The organism is Bifidobacterium tsurumiense (assembly GCF_000741765.1).
In the GTDB taxonomy this organism is placed as follows: domain Bacteria; phylum Actinomycetota; class Actinomycetes; order Actinomycetales; family Bifidobacteriaceae; genus Bifidobacterium; species Bifidobacterium tsurumiense.
In genome coordinates, this window is record NZ_JGZU01000015.1 from 233,532 (window position 1) to 250,836 (window position 17,305).

At 51.8% G+C, this 17,305-nt stretch carries 13 protein-coding genes, 1 pseudogene and 1 riboswitch; of the genes and pseudogenes, 5 read left to right on the forward strand and 9 right to left on the reverse strand.

All coding sequences use genetic code 11. The features are described from left to right. Positions 1-6: 6 nt before the first annotated feature. Positions 7-97, forward strand: a riboswitch (TPP riboswitch). Together thiM and BITS_RS06890 are read left to right on the forward strand one after the other, a co-directional pair. After that, positions 87-1,088: a hydroxyethylthiazole kinase gene (thiM, locus tag BITS_RS06885; protein ID WP_202961132.1), complete on the forward strand. Its 1,002-nt coding sequence runs from the start codon at positions 87-89 to the stop codon at positions 1,086-1,088. It overlaps the preceding riboswitch by 11 nt. Position 1,089: 1 nt before the next feature. Further along, a complete protein-coding gene (locus BITS_RS06890; protein ID WP_162177542.1) occupies positions 1,090-3,564 on the forward strand; it encodes a bifunctional hydroxymethylpyrimidine kinase/phosphomethylpyrimidine kinase in 2,475 nt (824 codons plus the stop codon). A 279-nt stretch (positions 3,565-3,843) separates the two neighbouring features. Here BITS_RS06890 and rplI read toward each other — a convergent pair whose 3' ends face one another. The 9 genes from rplI to BITS_RS06935 form a co-directional block, all read right to left on the reverse strand. Further along, on the reverse strand, positions 3,844-4,290 hold the full coding sequence (rplI, locus tag BITS_RS06895) for a 50S ribosomal protein L9 (RefSeq protein ID WP_026641662.1): 447 nt from the start codon (positions 4,288-4,290) through the stop codon (positions 3,844-3,846). Positions 4,291-4,305: 15 nt separating this feature from the next. Then, entirely contained in the window at positions 4,306-4,554 is a 249-nt protein-coding gene (rpsR, locus tag BITS_RS06900) for a 30S ribosomal protein S18 (protein WP_026641663.1), read from the reverse strand. A gap of 57 nt (positions 4,555-4,611) precedes the next feature. Beyond that, positions 4,612-5,208, reverse strand: coding sequence for a single-stranded DNA-binding protein (locus tag BITS_RS06905; protein WP_026641664.1), 597 nt, complete (start codon positions 5,206-5,208; stop codon positions 4,612-4,614). Positions 5,209-5,261: 53 nt separating this feature from the next. Continuing rightward, on the reverse strand, positions 5,262-5,558 hold the full coding sequence (gene rpsF, locus BITS_RS06910; RefSeq protein WP_026641665.1) for a 30S ribosomal protein S6: 297 nt from the start codon (positions 5,556-5,558) through the stop codon (positions 5,262-5,264). A 119-nt stretch (positions 5,559-5,677) separates the two neighbouring features. Further along, complete coding sequence (locus tag BITS_RS06915; protein WP_051264303.1) at positions 5,678-7,120, reverse strand: zinc ribbon domain-containing protein; 1,443 nt, start codon at positions 7,118-7,120, stop codon at positions 5,678-5,680. Between the two features lie 212 nt (positions 7,121-7,332). After that, complete coding sequence (locus tag BITS_RS06920) at positions 7,333-8,376, reverse strand: LacI family DNA-binding transcriptional regulator (protein WP_034533480.1); 1,044 nt, start codon at positions 8,374-8,376, stop codon at positions 7,333-7,335. A gap of 285 nt (positions 8,377-8,661) precedes the next feature. Next, positions 8,662-9,597 (reverse strand): carbohydrate ABC transporter permease, encoded by a 936-nt coding sequence (locus BITS_RS06925; protein WP_026641667.1) that lies wholly within the window; start codon positions 9,595-9,597, stop codon positions 8,662-8,664. A gap of 14 nt (positions 9,598-9,611) precedes the next feature. After that, on the reverse strand, positions 9,612-10,583 hold the full coding sequence (locus BITS_RS06930) for an ABC transporter permease (protein WP_026641668.1): 972 nt from the start codon (positions 10,581-10,583) through the stop codon (positions 9,612-9,614). 112 nt (positions 10,584-10,695) lie between these two features. Further along, positions 10,696-12,306, reverse strand: a complete 1,611-nt coding sequence (locus tag BITS_RS06935; RefSeq protein WP_026641669.1) for an extracellular solute-binding protein — start codon at positions 12,304-12,306, stop codon at positions 10,696-10,698. 558 nt (positions 12,307-12,864) lie between these two features. On the opposite strand from BITS_RS06935, the pseudogene BITS_RS09750 reads away from it, so the two are divergent. The 3 genes and pseudogenes from BITS_RS09750 to BITS_RS06945 form a co-directional block, all read left to right on the forward strand. Continuing rightward, positions 12,865-12,930 (forward strand): annotated as a pseudogene (locus tag BITS_RS09750) (zinc-ribbon domain-containing protein); the annotation flags it as partial. 36 nt (positions 12,931-12,966) lie between these two features. Then, on the forward strand, positions 12,967-16,125 hold the full coding sequence (locus tag BITS_RS06940; protein WP_051264304.1) for an ABC transporter permease: 3,159 nt from the start codon (positions 12,967-12,969) through the stop codon (positions 16,123-16,125). Positions 16,126-16,276: 151 nt separating this feature from the next. Continuing rightward, positions 16,277-17,290 carry a ribose-phosphate diphosphokinase gene (locus BITS_RS06945; protein ID WP_026641671.1) on the forward strand — a complete coding sequence of 338 codons (1,014 nt, stop codon included), beginning with the start codon at positions 16,277-16,279 and terminating at the stop codon, positions 17,288-17,290. Positions 17,291-17,305 lie beyond the last annotated feature (15 nt).

The following is a 17,305-nucleotide window of genomic DNA, read 5'->3' on the forward strand; positions in this document are numbered from 1 at the left end:
AGTGGGCTTGTTGACACGGGGTGCCCAAAAAGGCTGAGATCACACCCGAGAACCTGATTTCGTTAGTACGAACGGAGGAATGTCCTATGAGTGCCACGCATTCTATGGCATCTACGGCGCAGCAGCCGAAAGAAAACCAAGTCGATCAGAATTCCGATTTCTCTGTTGATGGCGCTACTCGCCAATCAGCAAAGGATAATCCGACTTCACCTCAGATGATTCAAACCATTCAAGCCATTTGGAAGAAAGTTCGCGAAAGCAATCCTTTGACCCACTGCATAACCAATACAGTGGTGCAATTCTTGAGCGCCAACGTATTGTTGGCTGCCGGGGCTTCTCCCGCAATGGTGGATATTGCAGGTGAATCCGGTGATTTTGCAGCCATGGCGTCTGCTCTGCTTATCAACCTTGGAACTCCCAATCCAGAGCAACGCAAAGCAGTTCCCGAAGCCGTCGCGTCTGCAAGAGAACATGGAAAACCGTGGGTTTTGGATCCTGTCGGTGTAGGTGCGCTCCGTATTCGCACCGAGCTCGCAGTCAGGATTTTGGATTACCAACCCACGATTATCCGAGGCAATGCTTCTGAAATCATCACATTGAACAATGTCTCCGGTGGCACGCCTACGGCATCCAGCGGCAAGGGTGTGGATGCCGGCGATTCCGTTGATTCGGCAATCCCCGCAGCACAGGAACTTGCAAAACGCACGGGCGCAGTGGTCGCTGTTTCCGGACCTTTGGATCTGATCACCGATGGCTCTCGTATTTTGCGTTGCGGCAATGGCGATGCCTTACTCACACTTGTTACCGGTGGCGGTTGCTCTTTGGGCGCTTATCTTGCAGCCTTCGCATCAACTGGCGAAGACCCATTGCTCTGTGCCGCTGCTGCCCATGCATGCTATGGAATCGCCGCGCAACATGCGGCCGCCATCGCAAAGGGCCCTGGCACCTTTGCCGCCTATTTCCTTGATGCTCTCACTTCAATAAACGAGGGTGATATTGCCGCCGAGGCACGCATATTCCCACAGGATATTCCATCTGATGACACATCAGATTCGCAGGCATCCTCTGCCAGCATTCAGGAGGCGTGAAATGACAGACATTCAAGCCTCTATGGAGAACACACTCAACGCCGTCTCAATAAATAATCATTCAAAGCAACGCAATACCATCCAAGATGGCATATATCTGGTTACCGATCCGGGGATGTCAATGGCTCGGCTGGGCAAGCCTTCTCATGGAGACGATAAACAATGGCACCGCGAGGCAATCGACGCCACTCTGGATTTGGTGAAGCAAACCAGCGAGGCAGGCATCCGAACCATTCAGTTACGCTGGAAAGGCGTCGATGCCGGATATTTCCTTGACTTGGCTCTTGCAGCCTACGAGGAAGCCGTTCCAGGTACATCCATCATTATCAATGACCGTATTGATGTGTTTCTTGCCTCGCGTCAGCAGGGTGCCGATATTCACGGCATTCATATCGGGCAAACCGATCTTCCTGCTCCCGTAGTGCGAGCAATGGTGGGGCAGCGTCCGCATATCGGCTGGTCTGCAGCCAGCGATGCCGAACTTGAAGCCGCCAATGCCATGCCGGATGTTATCGATGCTGTAGGCACAGGAGTGCTGCGCCATACCAATACCAAACCAAATGCTCCACATGCCATGGGTTTTGAAGGCTTGGAGAGAGCTTGTGCCATAAGCAAGCACCCGCTTATCGCAATCGGCGGCATTGTTCCGGAGGATATTCCTCAGCTCGCTCAGATTCCTGTTGCCGCTATTGCCATGGTCTCCGCAATAGTCGCAGCCAAGGATCCTGCGCAGACCGCTGCTCGATGCTTGCAGTTGTGGCACGAGAATCGCCCACGAAGTGAGCCATTTGTCTCAATATGCTGTCGACTTTGCAATGTGAATGGAACAATAATGAATAATCAAATCCCACGTATCTTGTCGATCGCAGGAACCGACCCCACAGGCGGGGCGGGATTACATGCCGATCTCAAATCAATCAGTGCCGCAGGCGGGTTTGCCATGGGTGCTGTCACCGCCATCGTCGCGCAGAATACCAATGGCGTAACCAGTATCGAAATGCCAAGCGACGATATTGTGACTGCCCAATTGAACGCAGTCAGCGATGATGTCGAAATCGACGGCGTCAAGATTGGCATGTTGGGCACTACTGACGTTATCTCCACGGTAAGGGCTTGGCTGGAACAGCATAACGCCCCCGTTGTGGTTCTGGATCCGGTCATGGTGGCCACTTCAGGCGACCGGTTGCTGGTTCCTAAAGCCGAAGCCGCACTACTCGATATGCTGCATCTCGCAGACTACATCACCCCGAATATTCCCGAATTGGAAGTCATTGCCGGAGTGGCACAAGGCAGCATTGATTCGCCTGAGGCTGCACAATCCGCGGCTCAACGCGTAGCCCAACGATTCCATGTGCGCGTGGTGATGAAGGGTGGTCACTTAAGTGACGAAGTGCTGAGCAATGCCATTGTCGATGAAAGCGGCGTGATTGCACAGGTCACATGCCCTCGAGTTCACACTTCAAGCACCCACGGCACAGGCTGCTCCATGTCATCTGCTCTGGCAACACGGCTTGCTGCAGGAGAAAGCGCCCAGGATGCGTTGAGCTGGGTTACCTCATGGTTGTATGAATCAATTAGCCACGGTGAAGCATTGCATGTCGGACATGGCCATGGTCCGGTTGACCATATGCACCGGCTGCGCAGGCTGGCCTCGGCGGCATCTAACCGTCCGTGGCCTTCATATCGCCTTTCAGCTGAGGAACTATTGTCCGGGGAAGGTGATGCCGCTGATTCTCCTGCACGGACAAACGCTTCCACAAGCACTTCATCACCTCAGATCGGACGACCAACCAAGCTCACCCGAGATTGGAACACCGATCCCCTCGTTCCTGCGGCCGGACCATGGACCCAACGCTTGTGGAACGCTTCTCGCCCAATAGTGCTGGGCACTCAGTCGTTGCCGTTCATCCAGGGACTTGCCGATGGCACGTTGCAAACCGACCATTTCACGGCCTATCAATTCCAGGATTTTCTGTATCTGAACCAGTACGCACGCGCCTTGGCTTGTCTCGGATCACGTGCCGTTGACGACCGCGAGCGTGCTCATTGGACGACCAGCGCCGCAGGCATCTCCCAAGAAGAACAGTCCCTGCACCGTGACTGGCTTTCTCACCATGACACATCGAATATCGAAACCGCCACATCCCCGATCACTGCGGGATATACCGATTTTCTACTGGCTCGAACCTGTGGAGAAGATTATCTGGTAGGGGCTGCGGCAGTGCTTCCCTGCTTCTGGTTGTATGCGCATATTGGTCTGCAACTTGTTGCCTACAACCGCGAGGATCACCCCTTCCATCGTTGGCTTTCAACATATGGAGACGCTGCTTTTACACAATCGACAGCCAGGGCTATTGCAATCGTTGAGCACCATATGGAAACGGCATCTCCTGAACTGCGCGAGCAGGCCGCACGAGCATTCATGACCGCTTGCCAGTGGGAGCTGGAATTCTTCGACCAAACGGATAGGGATTAGTTCCGGCATACTCAAGAAGAAAATTCATTACGTGGCATCCTGCGGAAACCTTCCAACGCGGGGTGCCACTTCGCTATGCAAGAGATTATCTGCGAGGGCCGGAATTCCCTGCAACCAAGTGTCACCTTGCACGCAAACTCCTACATAAAGCGCATAAAGATAATCCTCCTGAATCCGAAGATTCAGGAGGATCTACGCTTAAGCTCGATCAGCCATCACTTATTCCTTAGGGATAAGTCAAGCCAATCTGATGATCGGACTCGTATGAGACCGAAAGGGTTACTCGGCCACGACCTTCACAGTGAAGGAAGCGCTGATTTCCGGATGCAGAGCCACGGTTGCGGGGAATTCGCCCGTGGTCTTGATGTTCTCCACCTTGATGGAGCGAGCATCGACAGCGGCCTTGGAGGACAATGCCTGAGCGATCGCCTCGTTGGAAATGCCGCCGAACAGCTTTCCGGATTCGGACACCTTTGCAGTGATTTCCACAACGGTGCCTTCGATGTTGCCCTTGGCTGCCACGGCGTCTTCACGGGTGGCAACAGCCTTGGCCAGACGAGCACGACGCATCGACTCGATCTGAGCGGCAGCATTCTTGGTCCAAGCGAATGCCAATCCCTGAGGAATCAGGTAGTTGCGAGCATAGCCGGCGCGGACGGTAACGACATCGCCGGAATGACCGAGGTTGGCAACGGTCTTCTTGAGAATAACTTTGGATTCAGCCATGATATGAGCCTCCTATCAGCGACCCGAAGTGGCGTACGGCAGAAGAGCCATTTCGCGGGCGTTCTTCACTGCCTTCGCGATTTCGCGCTGCTCCTGCACGGTCACGCCGGTAATACGACGGGAACGGATCTTGCCGCGGTCGGACACGAACTTGCGCAGCAAGGCGACATCCTTGTAATCGATCTCGGTGATCTTAGCGGCCTTCAGTGGGTTTGGCTTCTTCTTAAACGGTTTGACCGGCGGTTGCGGCCTCTTGCGTGACATCTGATGTTCTCCTTAAAACTGATTATCTGTGTATCGCTATGAATGGTTGAAGAGTTATTAGAACTCTGGTTCGTCGGAATCGCCGCCAAAGTCCGAACTCGCACCAAAGGATGCGAATCCATCATTCGACGATGCAGGTGTGCTCCAGGGATCCGTGCCCTGTGCGGCAGGTGCGGATGCGCCACCGGAGTATCCAGCGCCGCCGGAATAGCCAGTGCCACCTTGATATCCACCGGCATTGCCGCCCGCATTTCCTGCGAAGCCGCCACGATTTCCGGCAAAACCACCCTGTGCAGAGATTCGAGTCACCTGCGCAGTGGCATTGCTCAATGCAGGACCGATATCGTCGATAAGCAATTCCATAGCCCCACGAGCATCAGGCTGATTGGGGTTTGGGCGGCCTTCGCGCAAACGTCCCTGAACAATAACGCGCATGCCCTTGGCCAAGGACTGGCTGATATGCTGAGCCAAATCACCAAAAGCTACACCACCGATGGCCATATGATCGCCATCTTCCCATTCGTTGGTTTGACGATTGCGTTGACGTGAAGATGCAATGATGAACACACGTACCCAATCGTTACCATTTGCCGACTTGCGTAATTCCGGATCAGTACCCAGATTTCCGATAACGGTTATGGTTGGCACTGCCATGGCGCTACCTTCTTACTTCATAGCTGTCAATGCTGTTGGCGACGAATCGTCGTTTACTTGGCGTCCTTGCGAAGAATCTTCGTGCGGATCACAGACTCGTTGAGGTTGAGCACACGGTCGAGCTCATCACTCACGGCAGGTTCAGCGGTGTAATTCACCACAACGTAGTTGCCTTCGGTCTTTCCGGCAATCTCATAAGCGAGCTTACGGCGTCCCCAGTAATCGGTTCCGTCAACAGAACCGCCTTCCTTGGTGACGAGTTCCAGATACTGCTCGGTCAACTTCTTCAGACCGCGCTCATCCAGCTCAGAATCAGCGATGAACATCAGTTCGTACTTATGCGCAGACATCACCCACCTCCTTCGGACTATTCGGCCGTGGCCTTTCCACGGCAGGAGTGTGTTTGCGTGCTGAACGCGAGACTAAGTTTCGCGCACAACCTCGCAATGGTAACTCGAAGCACTGACTTTTAGTCAAGAGTCATACCGATGCAATTATTGGCATCGTAGCCATTGGCAGGGCACCAAGCATTGGCGTCGTCCTGGGATCCGAAAGTCTCGCCCGAGAGCATGACGTAGTAATCCGCTGCATGACCGTTGCGCGTGTAATAACTATAATCGGCTCCCCAAAGCAATACGGTCTTGGGATGCTTGACGTGCAAGGTAAGGAACTGCTCGTAGATATCAAGGTACTTCCATACCTTGCCGTCGGCATCCATATCAAATTTCTTGCTGGAAAGCTGAGTAGTGGACTGACCTTGTAATGCCTGCACTGCAGTTGCATCATGTTTCAATTGCCAGCTCAAGGCCAACTGGGCGTATCGTTCGGCATCTTCACTCGAAATATCGCCACCGGTTAATGCGTTACCATCAGCTGCTCCGCCACTTCCCTGCTGACCTTTCTGCCATACGACTTCGGTATTATCCGTTGTCATTTGGTCTGCTGGTCGCCAATACTGTCGAGAACCAAATTCCAGAGCTACATCGCTAGCCTTCCCCTTATTCAGGGTTATCGGTTTCTTGGAAAAATCGAATACAGCTGACGCAATGACATCGCCATCAGAATCCTTGACGCTGACCTTGATGCCCGATTCCTTGAACTGCTGTTTATCTCCGTCACAAGAGGAATCGACATTCAAATAAGCGACCAAAGAATTGCCTTGCTGCGCAACCTTTTCCACCCTCGCATCCGAAATCGTTGAGCAAGTGGTATCAGAGGAATCTTTATCCGTCCCCTTCGAACTGTCCGAGGAACTTTCAGGAGTTGCAGAGGCCGATGAAGTGGTTTGTGATTGGGCTTGCTGGCTGGAATCATTACCGGATTCCCTTCCCCAGACGAACCACCAAACCAAGCCACCAATAATTGCCAAAACCACAATGGCTGCAACAATGATCGCTATTATGCGGCCGCGCTTGGGTTTATCTTCTTCCTCCAAAAATCCGCCTTCTTCACCTTGTACTGCCGGAGGCACCGGGGAAGCGCCAGCATACGCTGCATCAGACGGAACTGACGGTGCCGCGAATTGTGCCGGAGGTTGGACCGGCAGTGGTTGCACTGGAGGTTGCTGAATCGGCTGGACAGGCTGCGGGACCTCGGCGGATCTATCGTTCGGAGCTGTCGTGACCGGCGAAACGACCGCTATAGGCGCTGTTGCGGCACTGGTGCCGCCCACAAGTGCTGAGCCATCCGTACCGCTATGCAATTTCGCACCGCATGAAATGCAGAATTGCATATTCTCTTCCACCGGTTGACCGCAGTTAGGACATACCTCGCTATTTGCTGGCTGCTGGCTTTGGGTATCTTGATCCGGTTGTTGAGATTCCAATTCTGGATCCGGCTGCCTTGTGCCGCAATTCGTGCAGAATACGTCATCGTCCTGCAATTCGGCACCACATTGAATACATGCTTTCATACCGCACTTCTCCCATATGAATTTGGCTCCTACGGGCAATCTTAGCAATATTCAAAACAGCCATGCCCTTGGTTGGCAATGCGACTGATATTGCACTGTGTACCATGAATGCGTCATTGCCTTGCTGACATCCACGGATGCGTGGCCCTGACTCGGGTCATGATGCCGCTTACTTGCTAGATGAATCTAGCGGGACAGAAGCGCATATCCAGTCACGTCACAATTGAATTGCGCTCTATGATGCTGCAGCGCATAGCGGTTTTAGTATCATCCTGAGCACTTATCTGCTCAACGCATTCATCGTGTAACACACTGACAGCATCTTCGCCGTCAATAATTGATACCAGTTGGCGCACAGCCTCAAAACCCATTGCATAATGGGGCAACTCCAATGTGGTCAGCGAAGGTTTGAGCACCTCAATAATAAACGGCTGGTTATCGATACTAATTACAGAAACATCAGTACCAATTTGAATTCCACGCCGCCTCGCTTCCTCGTAGATAAACGTCGCACGTACATCGTTGAAACAAAAGATGCCGTCCGGTCGGATTTCATCAAACATCCTCTTCGCTTCATCCGCAGCATTCGTGGATTCCAGAACATTAATCACCAAACTCTCGTCGAATGGAATCCCACCGTCCTTGAGAGCGCGACGGTACCCTGCATACCTATCTCGTTGCGCAATAATCATCGTCTCAGAACCGAAATATACAATCCGTCTGCATCCAGCTTTGATTAATCGATTTGTCGCATCATAACCGGCAAGCTCGTCATCCGGGAATATCGACGGTTTCCTGCCAGCCGCATCCTCCCCATCTGCCACTACGATCGGACTATTGGCCAATGAAGAAGGGATGTCAACCGTTCGGTGATACATTAGGGCATACAGGAAACCGTCCACATTGTATCTGCGCAATGCGTTGATCTCCTGGCTTTCCATTTGACTGTCATAATTGGTATTCGCAACCAAGCAAACATATCCGAGTCTTCTCGCCGCCTCCTGCGCACCTTGAAGAACTCTTCCAGCATATGGGGATGTCACGATCTCATCGGTAATAAAACCCAACGTATGTGATCTGCCTGTGCGCAACGTTCGCGCCACCGAATTCGGTTTATACCCCATGGCCTGAGCGACATCTCGAACATGCTGTGCCACACCATTACTGACACGATGGTGGTACTTATTGTTCATCACCAAAGAGACCGTGCAAACAGAAACACCTGCTTCGCTGGCAATATCTTTGATCGATACCAATAATCAATCCCATCCACTTATGTCTGCGCTAGCTAATGCGAGAAGTATATCAATCTTCATGCATCAACTCCCCCATCCAGCACAAGCCGATCCCTGCTATGACACATAGTAAATCATTACTTGCTCACGTTGCTCAGGTGAGGGCCATTTGGAAAGGCGGCGATACAATGCCGACCGCCAATCCAATTTTCCGCTCGAACTGTCCTGCGGGTCGACTGTAATGCCCAAGGCTTTGTGCAACGCACTATTGCCAGTTTGCAATACGCGGCGCATTGAAATGCAGTCTTAGCCCTTAACAGCTCCCAACATCACACCCTTGTTGAAGTACTTTTGCAAGAATGGGTACAACACAAGCAGGGGCAAAGTTGAGACAATGATGATGCCAAACTTGATTTGGTCTGCTGCCTGTTGTTGCGCAGCCGCGTTGACATTGGTTCCCGTCCCCTGCGCCACCAATAGCAGTTGTTGCAGAACTACTTGCAAAGGTTGTTTTTTATCATCGGTGATATAAATCAGACCTGTCATGAAGTCGTTCCAATGACCTACGAAATAATACAATCCGATTACCGCTAGTATTGCCGAACTCAGTGGCAACACAATCTTGAAGAAATATCCGAAATAGCTCAGCCCATCAATTTGCGCCGCATCATGCAACTCCTCAGGGATGGACGTTTCAAAGAAGGAACGCGCCACAATGACGTTATACACCGATACAGCACCAGGCAGGATGAACACCCACATGCTGTTATTGATGCCCAAGCTTTTATATAGCAAATAATTGGGTATCAAACCGCCACTGATAAACATGGTGACGGTAAACAAGAACATGATGATTCGCCGTGGTTTGAATTCGACGCGCGATAATGCAAATGCGCACGGAATCGTGACTGCCATATTCACTGCGGTGCCCACGACGGAATACATAATCGTATTGATATATCCCTGCCATATTCGAGGATTGGAGAACACTTTTGCATAACCTATGAGATTAATCCCTTTGGGCAGCAAAGTGACTTCACCTCCCGAAACGCTATTGGGATTCGAGAAGGAAGCGATGATCACAAACCATAGCGGATACAACACCGCCACAACGGCGAACAGGATCAGCATTTTGATGACCAGATCCACAATACGGTCACCCGGCTTGAGTTTCTGCTTAACGGGCTTGTTCCATGGAATATCGTGCTTGTTTGTGCCAACGGTCTTAGTCGATGTATCCATAATGATTCCTCCCCCTAGAAGATGCTCGTATTTGCCGCACGCTTCGCAATGGCGTTTGCGGTGATAAGGAATACGAAATTGACCAATGTATTGAATAAACCGATGGCCGTTGAATACGAGTATTGGCCATTGATAATACCTATCTTGTAGGTATATGTTGAGATGACTTCAGTGGCGGGCAAATTCAACGAGTTCTGCATCAGATAGATCTTGTCGAAGCCCACATTGAGCACAGAGCCCATATTCATGATGAGCAAAATCGCACAAGTAGGGAGAATCGCAGGAAAATCAACGTATCGAATAATCTGCAATCGGCCTGCGCCATCAAGCTTTGCCGCTTCATACAGAGACGTGTCGACCCCGGCTAATGCCGCCAAGTAAATAATGGAGTTCCAACCGACGTGTTGCCAAACTTCAGATATCCAATACACCGCAGTTATTGCGCTCGTCGATCCCATAAGAGATTCATCTCCAAAAAATCGACCTAGAATTCCGGTTCCTGGAGTGAGGAAGATGTTGAGCATCGATACAATGACCACGACAGAAATGAAGTGTGGCATGTATGTAACCGTCTGCACAAACCCTTTTATTTTCTTGGACCCGATCTGATTGATAAGCAAAGCCAGGATAATGGGGAAGATGAAGCCCATAACCAATGTCCATAATGAAATACGAATGGTATTACTCATTATCTCGCCGAACAACGGGTTATGGAAGAATTCCTTGAAGTACTTGAAACCAACAAACTTGCCGCCAGTCAGTCCGCGTATCGGATCAAATTCGCGAAAAGCAAGCTGAATTCCCCACATCGGCACGTAGGCGAACAACCCGACGAAAATCAAAGCCGGAGCGGTAAGAACCCATAATTGCCAATATCGGCGGAAGTGATCGGATATACGCTGCGGGACGCTTGACTTCTTCCGATAGCCCGTATGTTGTAATCCATCATGCGCAGTCCTTGACTGCGCGATTTGCTTTACACGCATTTTGCACTCCAGTTATTTGTATTCTCGACTCATACACATGTGAGGAAAGAGGCTGCAGGCAGTCCCATACTGATAGCCGGCACCGCCTGCAGAACCATTAAGGTCTCATGCATTACGCGACGTACTTGTCGTACAACTTCTGCCAAATTTGGATATTGGATTCCAGGCCAAGGCTGGGCTCGTTCACCTTCTGAAGATAGGAATCCCACTCCTTGTCAACTCCGCCCTTTTGGATCCATTGAGCTATCTGGCTGCTCGCGTAGTTGGAAATCGCGGTATTGTTGTTCTGCAGCGTATTCGCATCCTCGGTATCAGGACGTACGTAAATCGGTATGAGGTCCTTCTCCATATCGACTCGGTCTCGCGCCCCGCGAACTGCCTGATCAGAAGCTGTCACTTGGTCTGCATTCGTGTCATTAACCATCGTCACGTCATCGCGAATCCAACCACCGAAGCGATCCTGCAATGCGATTGCTCGAGTATCCGGATATTCCGCATACGCCTTTTCTTTGTCGATTGTGTATTGATGGTTTCCGTCATCAGACACGATGTCCGGGATGGAACCGAAGAATCCAGCAACCGACAATTTTTCGCTATACATTGCGTTGATTACTTTATAAATCGCCTCTTGATTGGCGGCATTGGGGTTAACCGACAAACCTGAGCCAGAAAATGCCCACCGACATGCGTCCTGAGAAGCATCCCACTTGACTTGCGAATCCGGAATGGACGCATCTTTTTTCAGTGGCGGAAGCGTCACATACTGATCACCAAGCGCGTTGCCGAATTCAGAATAATTGGACCAGCCGAAGGATACGCCCGTCAACGCAGTCTTGCCGTCGCTTACGGTTTGGGCAGTGTACTGGGAGTCATCACGAGTGAGAAAATCCTTGGGGATAAGCCCTTTATCCAATAGATCATGAAGATAATTGATGACATCTTTGAGCGCATCGGAAGTGTAGTAGCTCTTTACCGTTCCATTGTCCACATAATAACCCTGCTCAGATGCACCGCCACCCATAAAGGATGTCACCACTCCTTCGGAATTCATCAAGGTCATTGGACTCCACAAACCGAACCCCACACCGCTACGAATATTCATCGGTATTTCGTCCGCTTTGCCGTTGCCATTCGGATCCTGATCCTTGAAAGCCTCAAGAACTGTCTGAAGCTCATCCCAGGTTGTAGGGACCGACAAGCCGAGCTTATCCAACCATGTTTTATTGATAAACATGTGGGTTCCGGAAACTTCGTATCCTTGCCCGCGATCCGAGGGAAGCATGGCTATTTTATTCCCGTCGGTAACGTACTTTTCAGCGCCCGGCTGTGCTTCCAAAAATTCTTGGACATTCGGCATTTTATCCAACTGAGGCTTAAGATCCTCGAAATATGTGCTGTACTTAACAGCATCCGTCATGCTGAACAGACTCAGCCCAATATCAGGGAACTCACCGGCAGCCATTTTCGCGCTTTTTTGTTGGCCCCATGCATTGTCTGAGACTTCCTGCCATTTAATCGTGCAGTCACAAGCCTCTTCGAGATCTTTGGTGTACTGAGTATCCTGCATCGGATGATCAGTCACATTGCGTCTCACTAAAATATTGACAATCGGCTTGCCGTTCTCATCGACGGTGGACTCTTCACTGCCACATCCAGCTAACATTGCGGCCATGGTTGCAACGGCGGCACAAGCCGCCATAAACCGAACACTCCCTCGTGCCATGATTCTGCGCTTTCTTCCAAATCGGACATCTCCGTGTCACAGCGAATTCACTTAGACACAGCCTCACAAATTCACATTTGATGTGTGCTTTGTTCAGCGGCTCTAAATATAAACAGTTAATCGTTTAATGTCAAAACGTCAAACGATTGACGGCAAGCAATTCAAGTCTTTTCTACTGCCCAGCCCGTCAACAACAACCGTTGTCATCGGCAACATTCCGCCATTTTCGAAAGAACGAAGATAGCGAGTCCCGACACGACACGCCGTCAATCGTTTGACGTCAATAAAGACATGATTTTGCAACCACTTAATTACTTACTTCCAGTAACTGATAAACAATCCCAAATCAACGCGATTCACTTTTGGTGCAGGTACAAACGATTGATCAAAATTGCAGATCTGCACTGTGATTCAAAGTTGCTAAACACCGTCGATATTGCCACAATAGCAACTGGACAGTTGGCTCCTTAAAGAAGGAAGGGGCCTGCTGTTACTAGGTTTACCAGGCGATTGTCGCCGTCATGGTCGACACGCCTAGGAGAAGAGAAAGGTGACAATATGTTCTGCCCTCATTGCGGCTCACCAGTAAGAGAGGGGGCAAAGTTCTGTGCTTCTTGCGGACAGGCACTCCCCCAACGTCCCGACCTATCAACTGTTCAGATGCCCGATGCCGCTGTGCAACAAACAGCACAGCTGACCGTTGACGCGCCACAAGAAACTGCATCTCCAAGCATCGAAACCTCTCCAACACCCGCGCCTTCTGATACAGAAAACCTGGAAGAAGCCGATTCACCAAACGCTCAGGCTGCAGATTCCTCGAACACGGTTTCCTTTGAGGAATTGCCTCCGGCTGAATCTGATTCACCAAGCAGCCACACAGCCTCAGATGCATATGAAACTCAAGCAAACCAGCAGTTTTCTGTGCCGCAACTCAGCGTAGAGGGTGAAACACCAGCAGACACACAGAGCCAAACGCCATCCCAGCCTGATGCAGCCGAGGCAACTATGACTGCGCAAGGCACTGCGTCTGCATCCTACGCACAACCACAACAGAGCACACCGGCAACGGAAGCATATGCCACCCAACCGGCACCGAACGTTATTCCACAAACCGCCGCAGCTGTTCCAATGCAAACAGCTTCACCAACGATGCAGCCGAACGCTACCGGTTCGCAAAATGCTGCAATAGAAGCTTTGGGCAGGGATTTCTCTTCCCCTCGCATCTGGAGTTCTATCGGCGTCTCTCTCGGCATCGGCGTCGCCAGTGCCATCGTGCTGGCACTGCTTGCGGCCCTACCTATGATGTCCGGAATCAATGATGTGAACGACGCATTATCCTCGATCCCCGGAAGCTCAATGTTCAATAGCCTGTTTGGCGAATACAGCGGCGTGAACCTCTTCCAAGTCGCGCTGGTTATGCTCGTCACCGGCGTATCGGGCTCCATCACTTTGACAGCCGATGGCTCACAAGCGTATATGTGGTTGCCGGTATCGCTATCGGGAATTGCGCTGGCAATCGGCTGTGCCTACGGAGCGTATATGATCGCCCGACGCAATGCCATTATCTTGCGCTGGACAGGAGCAGTCAGCAGCCTGATTGTCGGTGTATTCACCGGAATCGTATATGTGCTGCTTGGCGCCATGTTCCAGGTTTCCAACGGATACTATCAACTCACTGGTGCGAGCGCACGTACCTTCTTCATGGCCTTGCTCGTGGCTGTGCTGGGTTCACTGACCGGATACGCTTTGGCTCAATTTGCGCCTGATGGAGGGAATGCTTTCCACGCATTTTGGCTCTGGCTTCACCGCAGTCGAGGATTCCTTCGCACCTTCGTTGAATCCTCTGTTATTTTCGCCGTATTTGGAGTCGTCCTCGCATTGATCGCGATTACAGGTTTGAGCATCAACTCCAACAGCGCGGTATTCTTCGAGCTTATTCCCATGCTGCTTCCTTTCTTGGCGGCATCTTTGCTCAGCGTCGTTTCCTTCGGCGCAATATCCATGTCCGCCCAACAGATAATGACCAGATCATTCTCACTGTTCAATACCTCAGCCGTGCAAGGCAGCCTGTCGTGGATCCTGTGGGTCGGCCTGCTGTTCTTCATTGTTGCGACCATCTACGTTGCACTGAGATTGGCTGCACGCAATATGTATGATCCGGCTTATGCCTCATGGTCACATGTATGGAAAGCGCCAGTCGCTGTTGCAGTAGTCTGGCTGCTCGGGTCTCTACTGTTCTCATCTCTGGTACTGGGCGGCAGCGGAAACATGGGCTCGTACACAAGTTCCCGCCCCATGCTCTCGCTTGCACCAGCCGCATGGTATGCGATTATTGCCGCAATCTGGATGCTGGTTATCGAAGTATTGGCCCGAACAGTCGCCCCTACTTTGATTGCATCCTTACCTGGCATGTGGCGCTTCTTTGTCGGAGGCGCCGTTCAACCCACGCCCCAGGAAGTGATCGACTATGTGAAGGCTTCCGGCGTGGAACGTCCGATTAGCGCCGCCACGGCTTCAACACAGAACGCCTATGCTCAGACAAATGCCAATGCTGCAGCACAACCGTTAGCCACCGCAGCAGCACTTGGGCAAGACACCTTGTCCGCAACCCCTGTCGTCACCGCATCAACCGCAATGCCGGCGCAAACTGCCTCAGGAGCAGCACAAGAGCAACCCACAACGGTGATTCCTAATCCTGGCACTATGCAGGCACAGGCAGTTCCTGCAACAGCGCCGACCAACTTCCCGGCAATGCCTTCACCTGCCGACCCCGCCATACCCGCGGCATTCAAAGGGTCACAGGCACAGCCGATGAGCAAGAAAACAAAACGGATTATGATCCTCGTGTGCTCCATCATTGGTGCATTCATCGTGCTGGGCATTGTCTATGGCGTGCTGAACGCGACACTGTTCAGCCCTTCACATGTTGCAGAATCCTACTTGTCCGCGATTTCCTCAGGTGATTACGATAAGGCGAATTCCATAGCAGATCCGCAGGTGAGCCAAGATAAGAAGGCGTTGCTCACTAATGCCGCTGCATCCGGCGAACATACCACCATCACGAATGTGCATATCGGTTCCGAACAGCGAGGAAGCGATGGCACCACTTCCGTGTCATACACCTACACTCTGGATGGAAAGTCTGACTCCGGCACCCTTACACTAGCGACCACGGGCAATAAATACCTGATCTTCAAGAACTGGACCATAAGCCAACCAGTGGTGCAAAGCTTGCAAGTATCATTGCCTACCGCCATCAGCGATTTCACCATCAACGGTGTGAAAGTCAGCAAGGACAATGCAAGCGACGCCAGCGAGGACGGCTCCACCTTGGCATTCAAGGTGTATCCAGGCACCTACACGGTTGCACTGTCGGATACGAAGTATTTCGAGGCTGACAATGTTACAGCCAGTGTGAACGCATCAGATCCGAGTTCCGCCTCTCTCAAGGTCAGTGCCACGGACGAGCTGACTAATGCAATCGATTCCGCCATCCATGACACTCTTGACCAGTGCGCCGCGTCAACCGATGCGTCGCCTAAGGGATGCCCATTCTCCTTCGGTTACACCAGTTCGGATTACCGAAACTTTGCTTGGAGCATCACCGAATATCCCACACTCGATCAAGTGAGCGTATCTTCTTCATCATTCAGCACCGATTATGACGGAGAAGCCAAGGTCACCTACGAGTACAACTCCGGTTGGACCGAAGAGAAGTGGACTCCTCGGGATTCCACCGACTCCTTCAGTATGAGTGGCACCTATGCCATCGATGGCGACAAAGTAACCGTAACCCTCAACAAGGGGTATTACTACTAGACCATTCATCACACGGTGAGATCAACGGCACCGAACGCGGCATCTCCTGCCGGTTCGGTGCCATTTCGTTTACGATGACGGTACGTTTGTATAGTGTGGTGCTGTATGGCTCCAAATCCGCATGATGCGGACACAGTGTGGAAGGCGAATAATGTCGGCTATTCTCGAAGGCAGGCCCGATAAGCGTTTGGCAGTGGTGACGGGACGCGCGTATCCGGAACTTGCTGAGGAAACCGTGAAATGCCTTGGCACCGAATTATTAGAGACGACCGCATATGATTTCGCCAACGGTGAGATGTATGTGCGGTTTGCACAACCGGTTCGAGGTGCTGACGCTTTCGTCCTTCAGGCACACACTGAGCCGATTAACAAGTGGGTTATGGAACAGCTGCTTATGCTGGACGCTTTGAAGCGCGCGTCGGCTCGTTCCATCACCGTCGTCGCCCCCTTCTTGGGATATTCTCGCCAAGACAAGAAGCACCAAGGCCGCGAGCCCATAACCGCACGTTTGATCTTCGACCTGCTGCGCACTGCGGGCGCCGACCGCATTATGACAGTCGACCTGCACGCCTCTCAGGAGCAGGGCTTTTTCAACGGCCCAGTCGATCATTTGACCGCTATGCCTGTGCTTTTGGATTATGTGCGCAACTCCATGGATTTAGGCGAGGCAACCGTGGTCTCACCCGATGCCGGACGCATCAAAGTTTCTGAACAGTGGGCTGCAAAGCTCGGAGGCTTGCCTCTGGCATTCATTCATAAGACCCGTGACATCACACGCCCTAACCACGCTGAAGCCCACGGCATTATCGGCGATATCAAAGGACGTGACTGCATTGTGGTCGACGACATGATTGACACCGCGGGTACCATATGCGAAGCCGTGCGCACTCTGCATGAACACGGCGCCAGAAGCGTCACTTTGGTAGCAACTCACGGGTTGCTTTCCGGCCCTGCCATTGAACGTCTTCGTGATAGCGGGGCACGCGAAATCGTGCTTATGGACACCGTTCCGGTTCCTGCCGAAAAGCGACTTCCCAATATGACGGTTTTGTCTGTGGCTCCTCTGCTGGCGGCGGGCATCCGCTCCGTATTCGAATCCAATTCCGTGAGTACGCTGCTCAATGGACTCCCTGAGGATATGAAGCCACGCAATATGTATGCGTAGGACGAATTCTCTTTT

Coding starts and splice junctions, on each gene's coding strand:
- thiM (WP_202961132.1), top strand. CDS start 87: ATGAGTGCCACGCATTCTATGGCATCTACGGCGCAGCAGCCGAAAGAA.
- BITS_RS06890 (WP_162177542.1), top strand. CDS start 1,090: ATGACAGACATTCAAGCCTCTATGGAGAACACACTCAACGCCGTCTCA.
- rplI (WP_026641662.1), bottom strand. CDS start 4,290: ATGGCTGAATCCAAAGTTATTCTCAAGAAGACCGTTGCCAACCTCGGT.
- rpsR (WP_026641663.1), bottom strand. CDS start 4,554: ATGTCACGCAAGAGGCCGCAACCGCCGGTCAAACCGTTTAAGAAGAAG.
- BITS_RS06905 (WP_026641664.1), bottom strand. CDS start 5,208: ATGGCAGTGCCAACCATAACCGTTATCGGAAATCTGGGTACTGATCCG.
- rpsF (WP_026641665.1), bottom strand. CDS start 5,558: ATGTCTGCGCATAAGTACGAACTGATGTTCATCGCTGATTCTGAGCTG.
- BITS_RS06915 (WP_051264303.1), bottom strand. CDS start 7,120: ATGAAAGCATGTATTCAATGTGGTGCCGAATTGCAGGACGATGACGTA.
- BITS_RS06925 (WP_026641667.1), bottom strand. CDS start 9,597: ATGGATACATCGACTAAGACCGTTGGCACAAACAAGCACGATATTCCA.
- BITS_RS06930 (WP_026641668.1), bottom strand. CDS start 10,583: ATGCGTGTAAAGCAAATCGCGCAGTCAAGGACTGCGCATGATGGATTA.
- BITS_RS06935 (WP_026641669.1), bottom strand. CDS start 12,306: ATGGCACGAGGGAGTGTTCGGTTTATGGCGGCTTGTGCCGCCGTTGCA.
- BITS_RS06940 (WP_051264304.1), top strand. CDS start 12,967: ATGCCCGATGCCGCTGTGCAACAAACAGCACAGCTGACCGTTGACGCG.
- BITS_RS06945 (WP_026641671.1), top strand. CDS start 16,277: ATGTCGGCTATTCTCGAAGGCAGGCCCGATAAGCGTTTGGCAGTGGTG.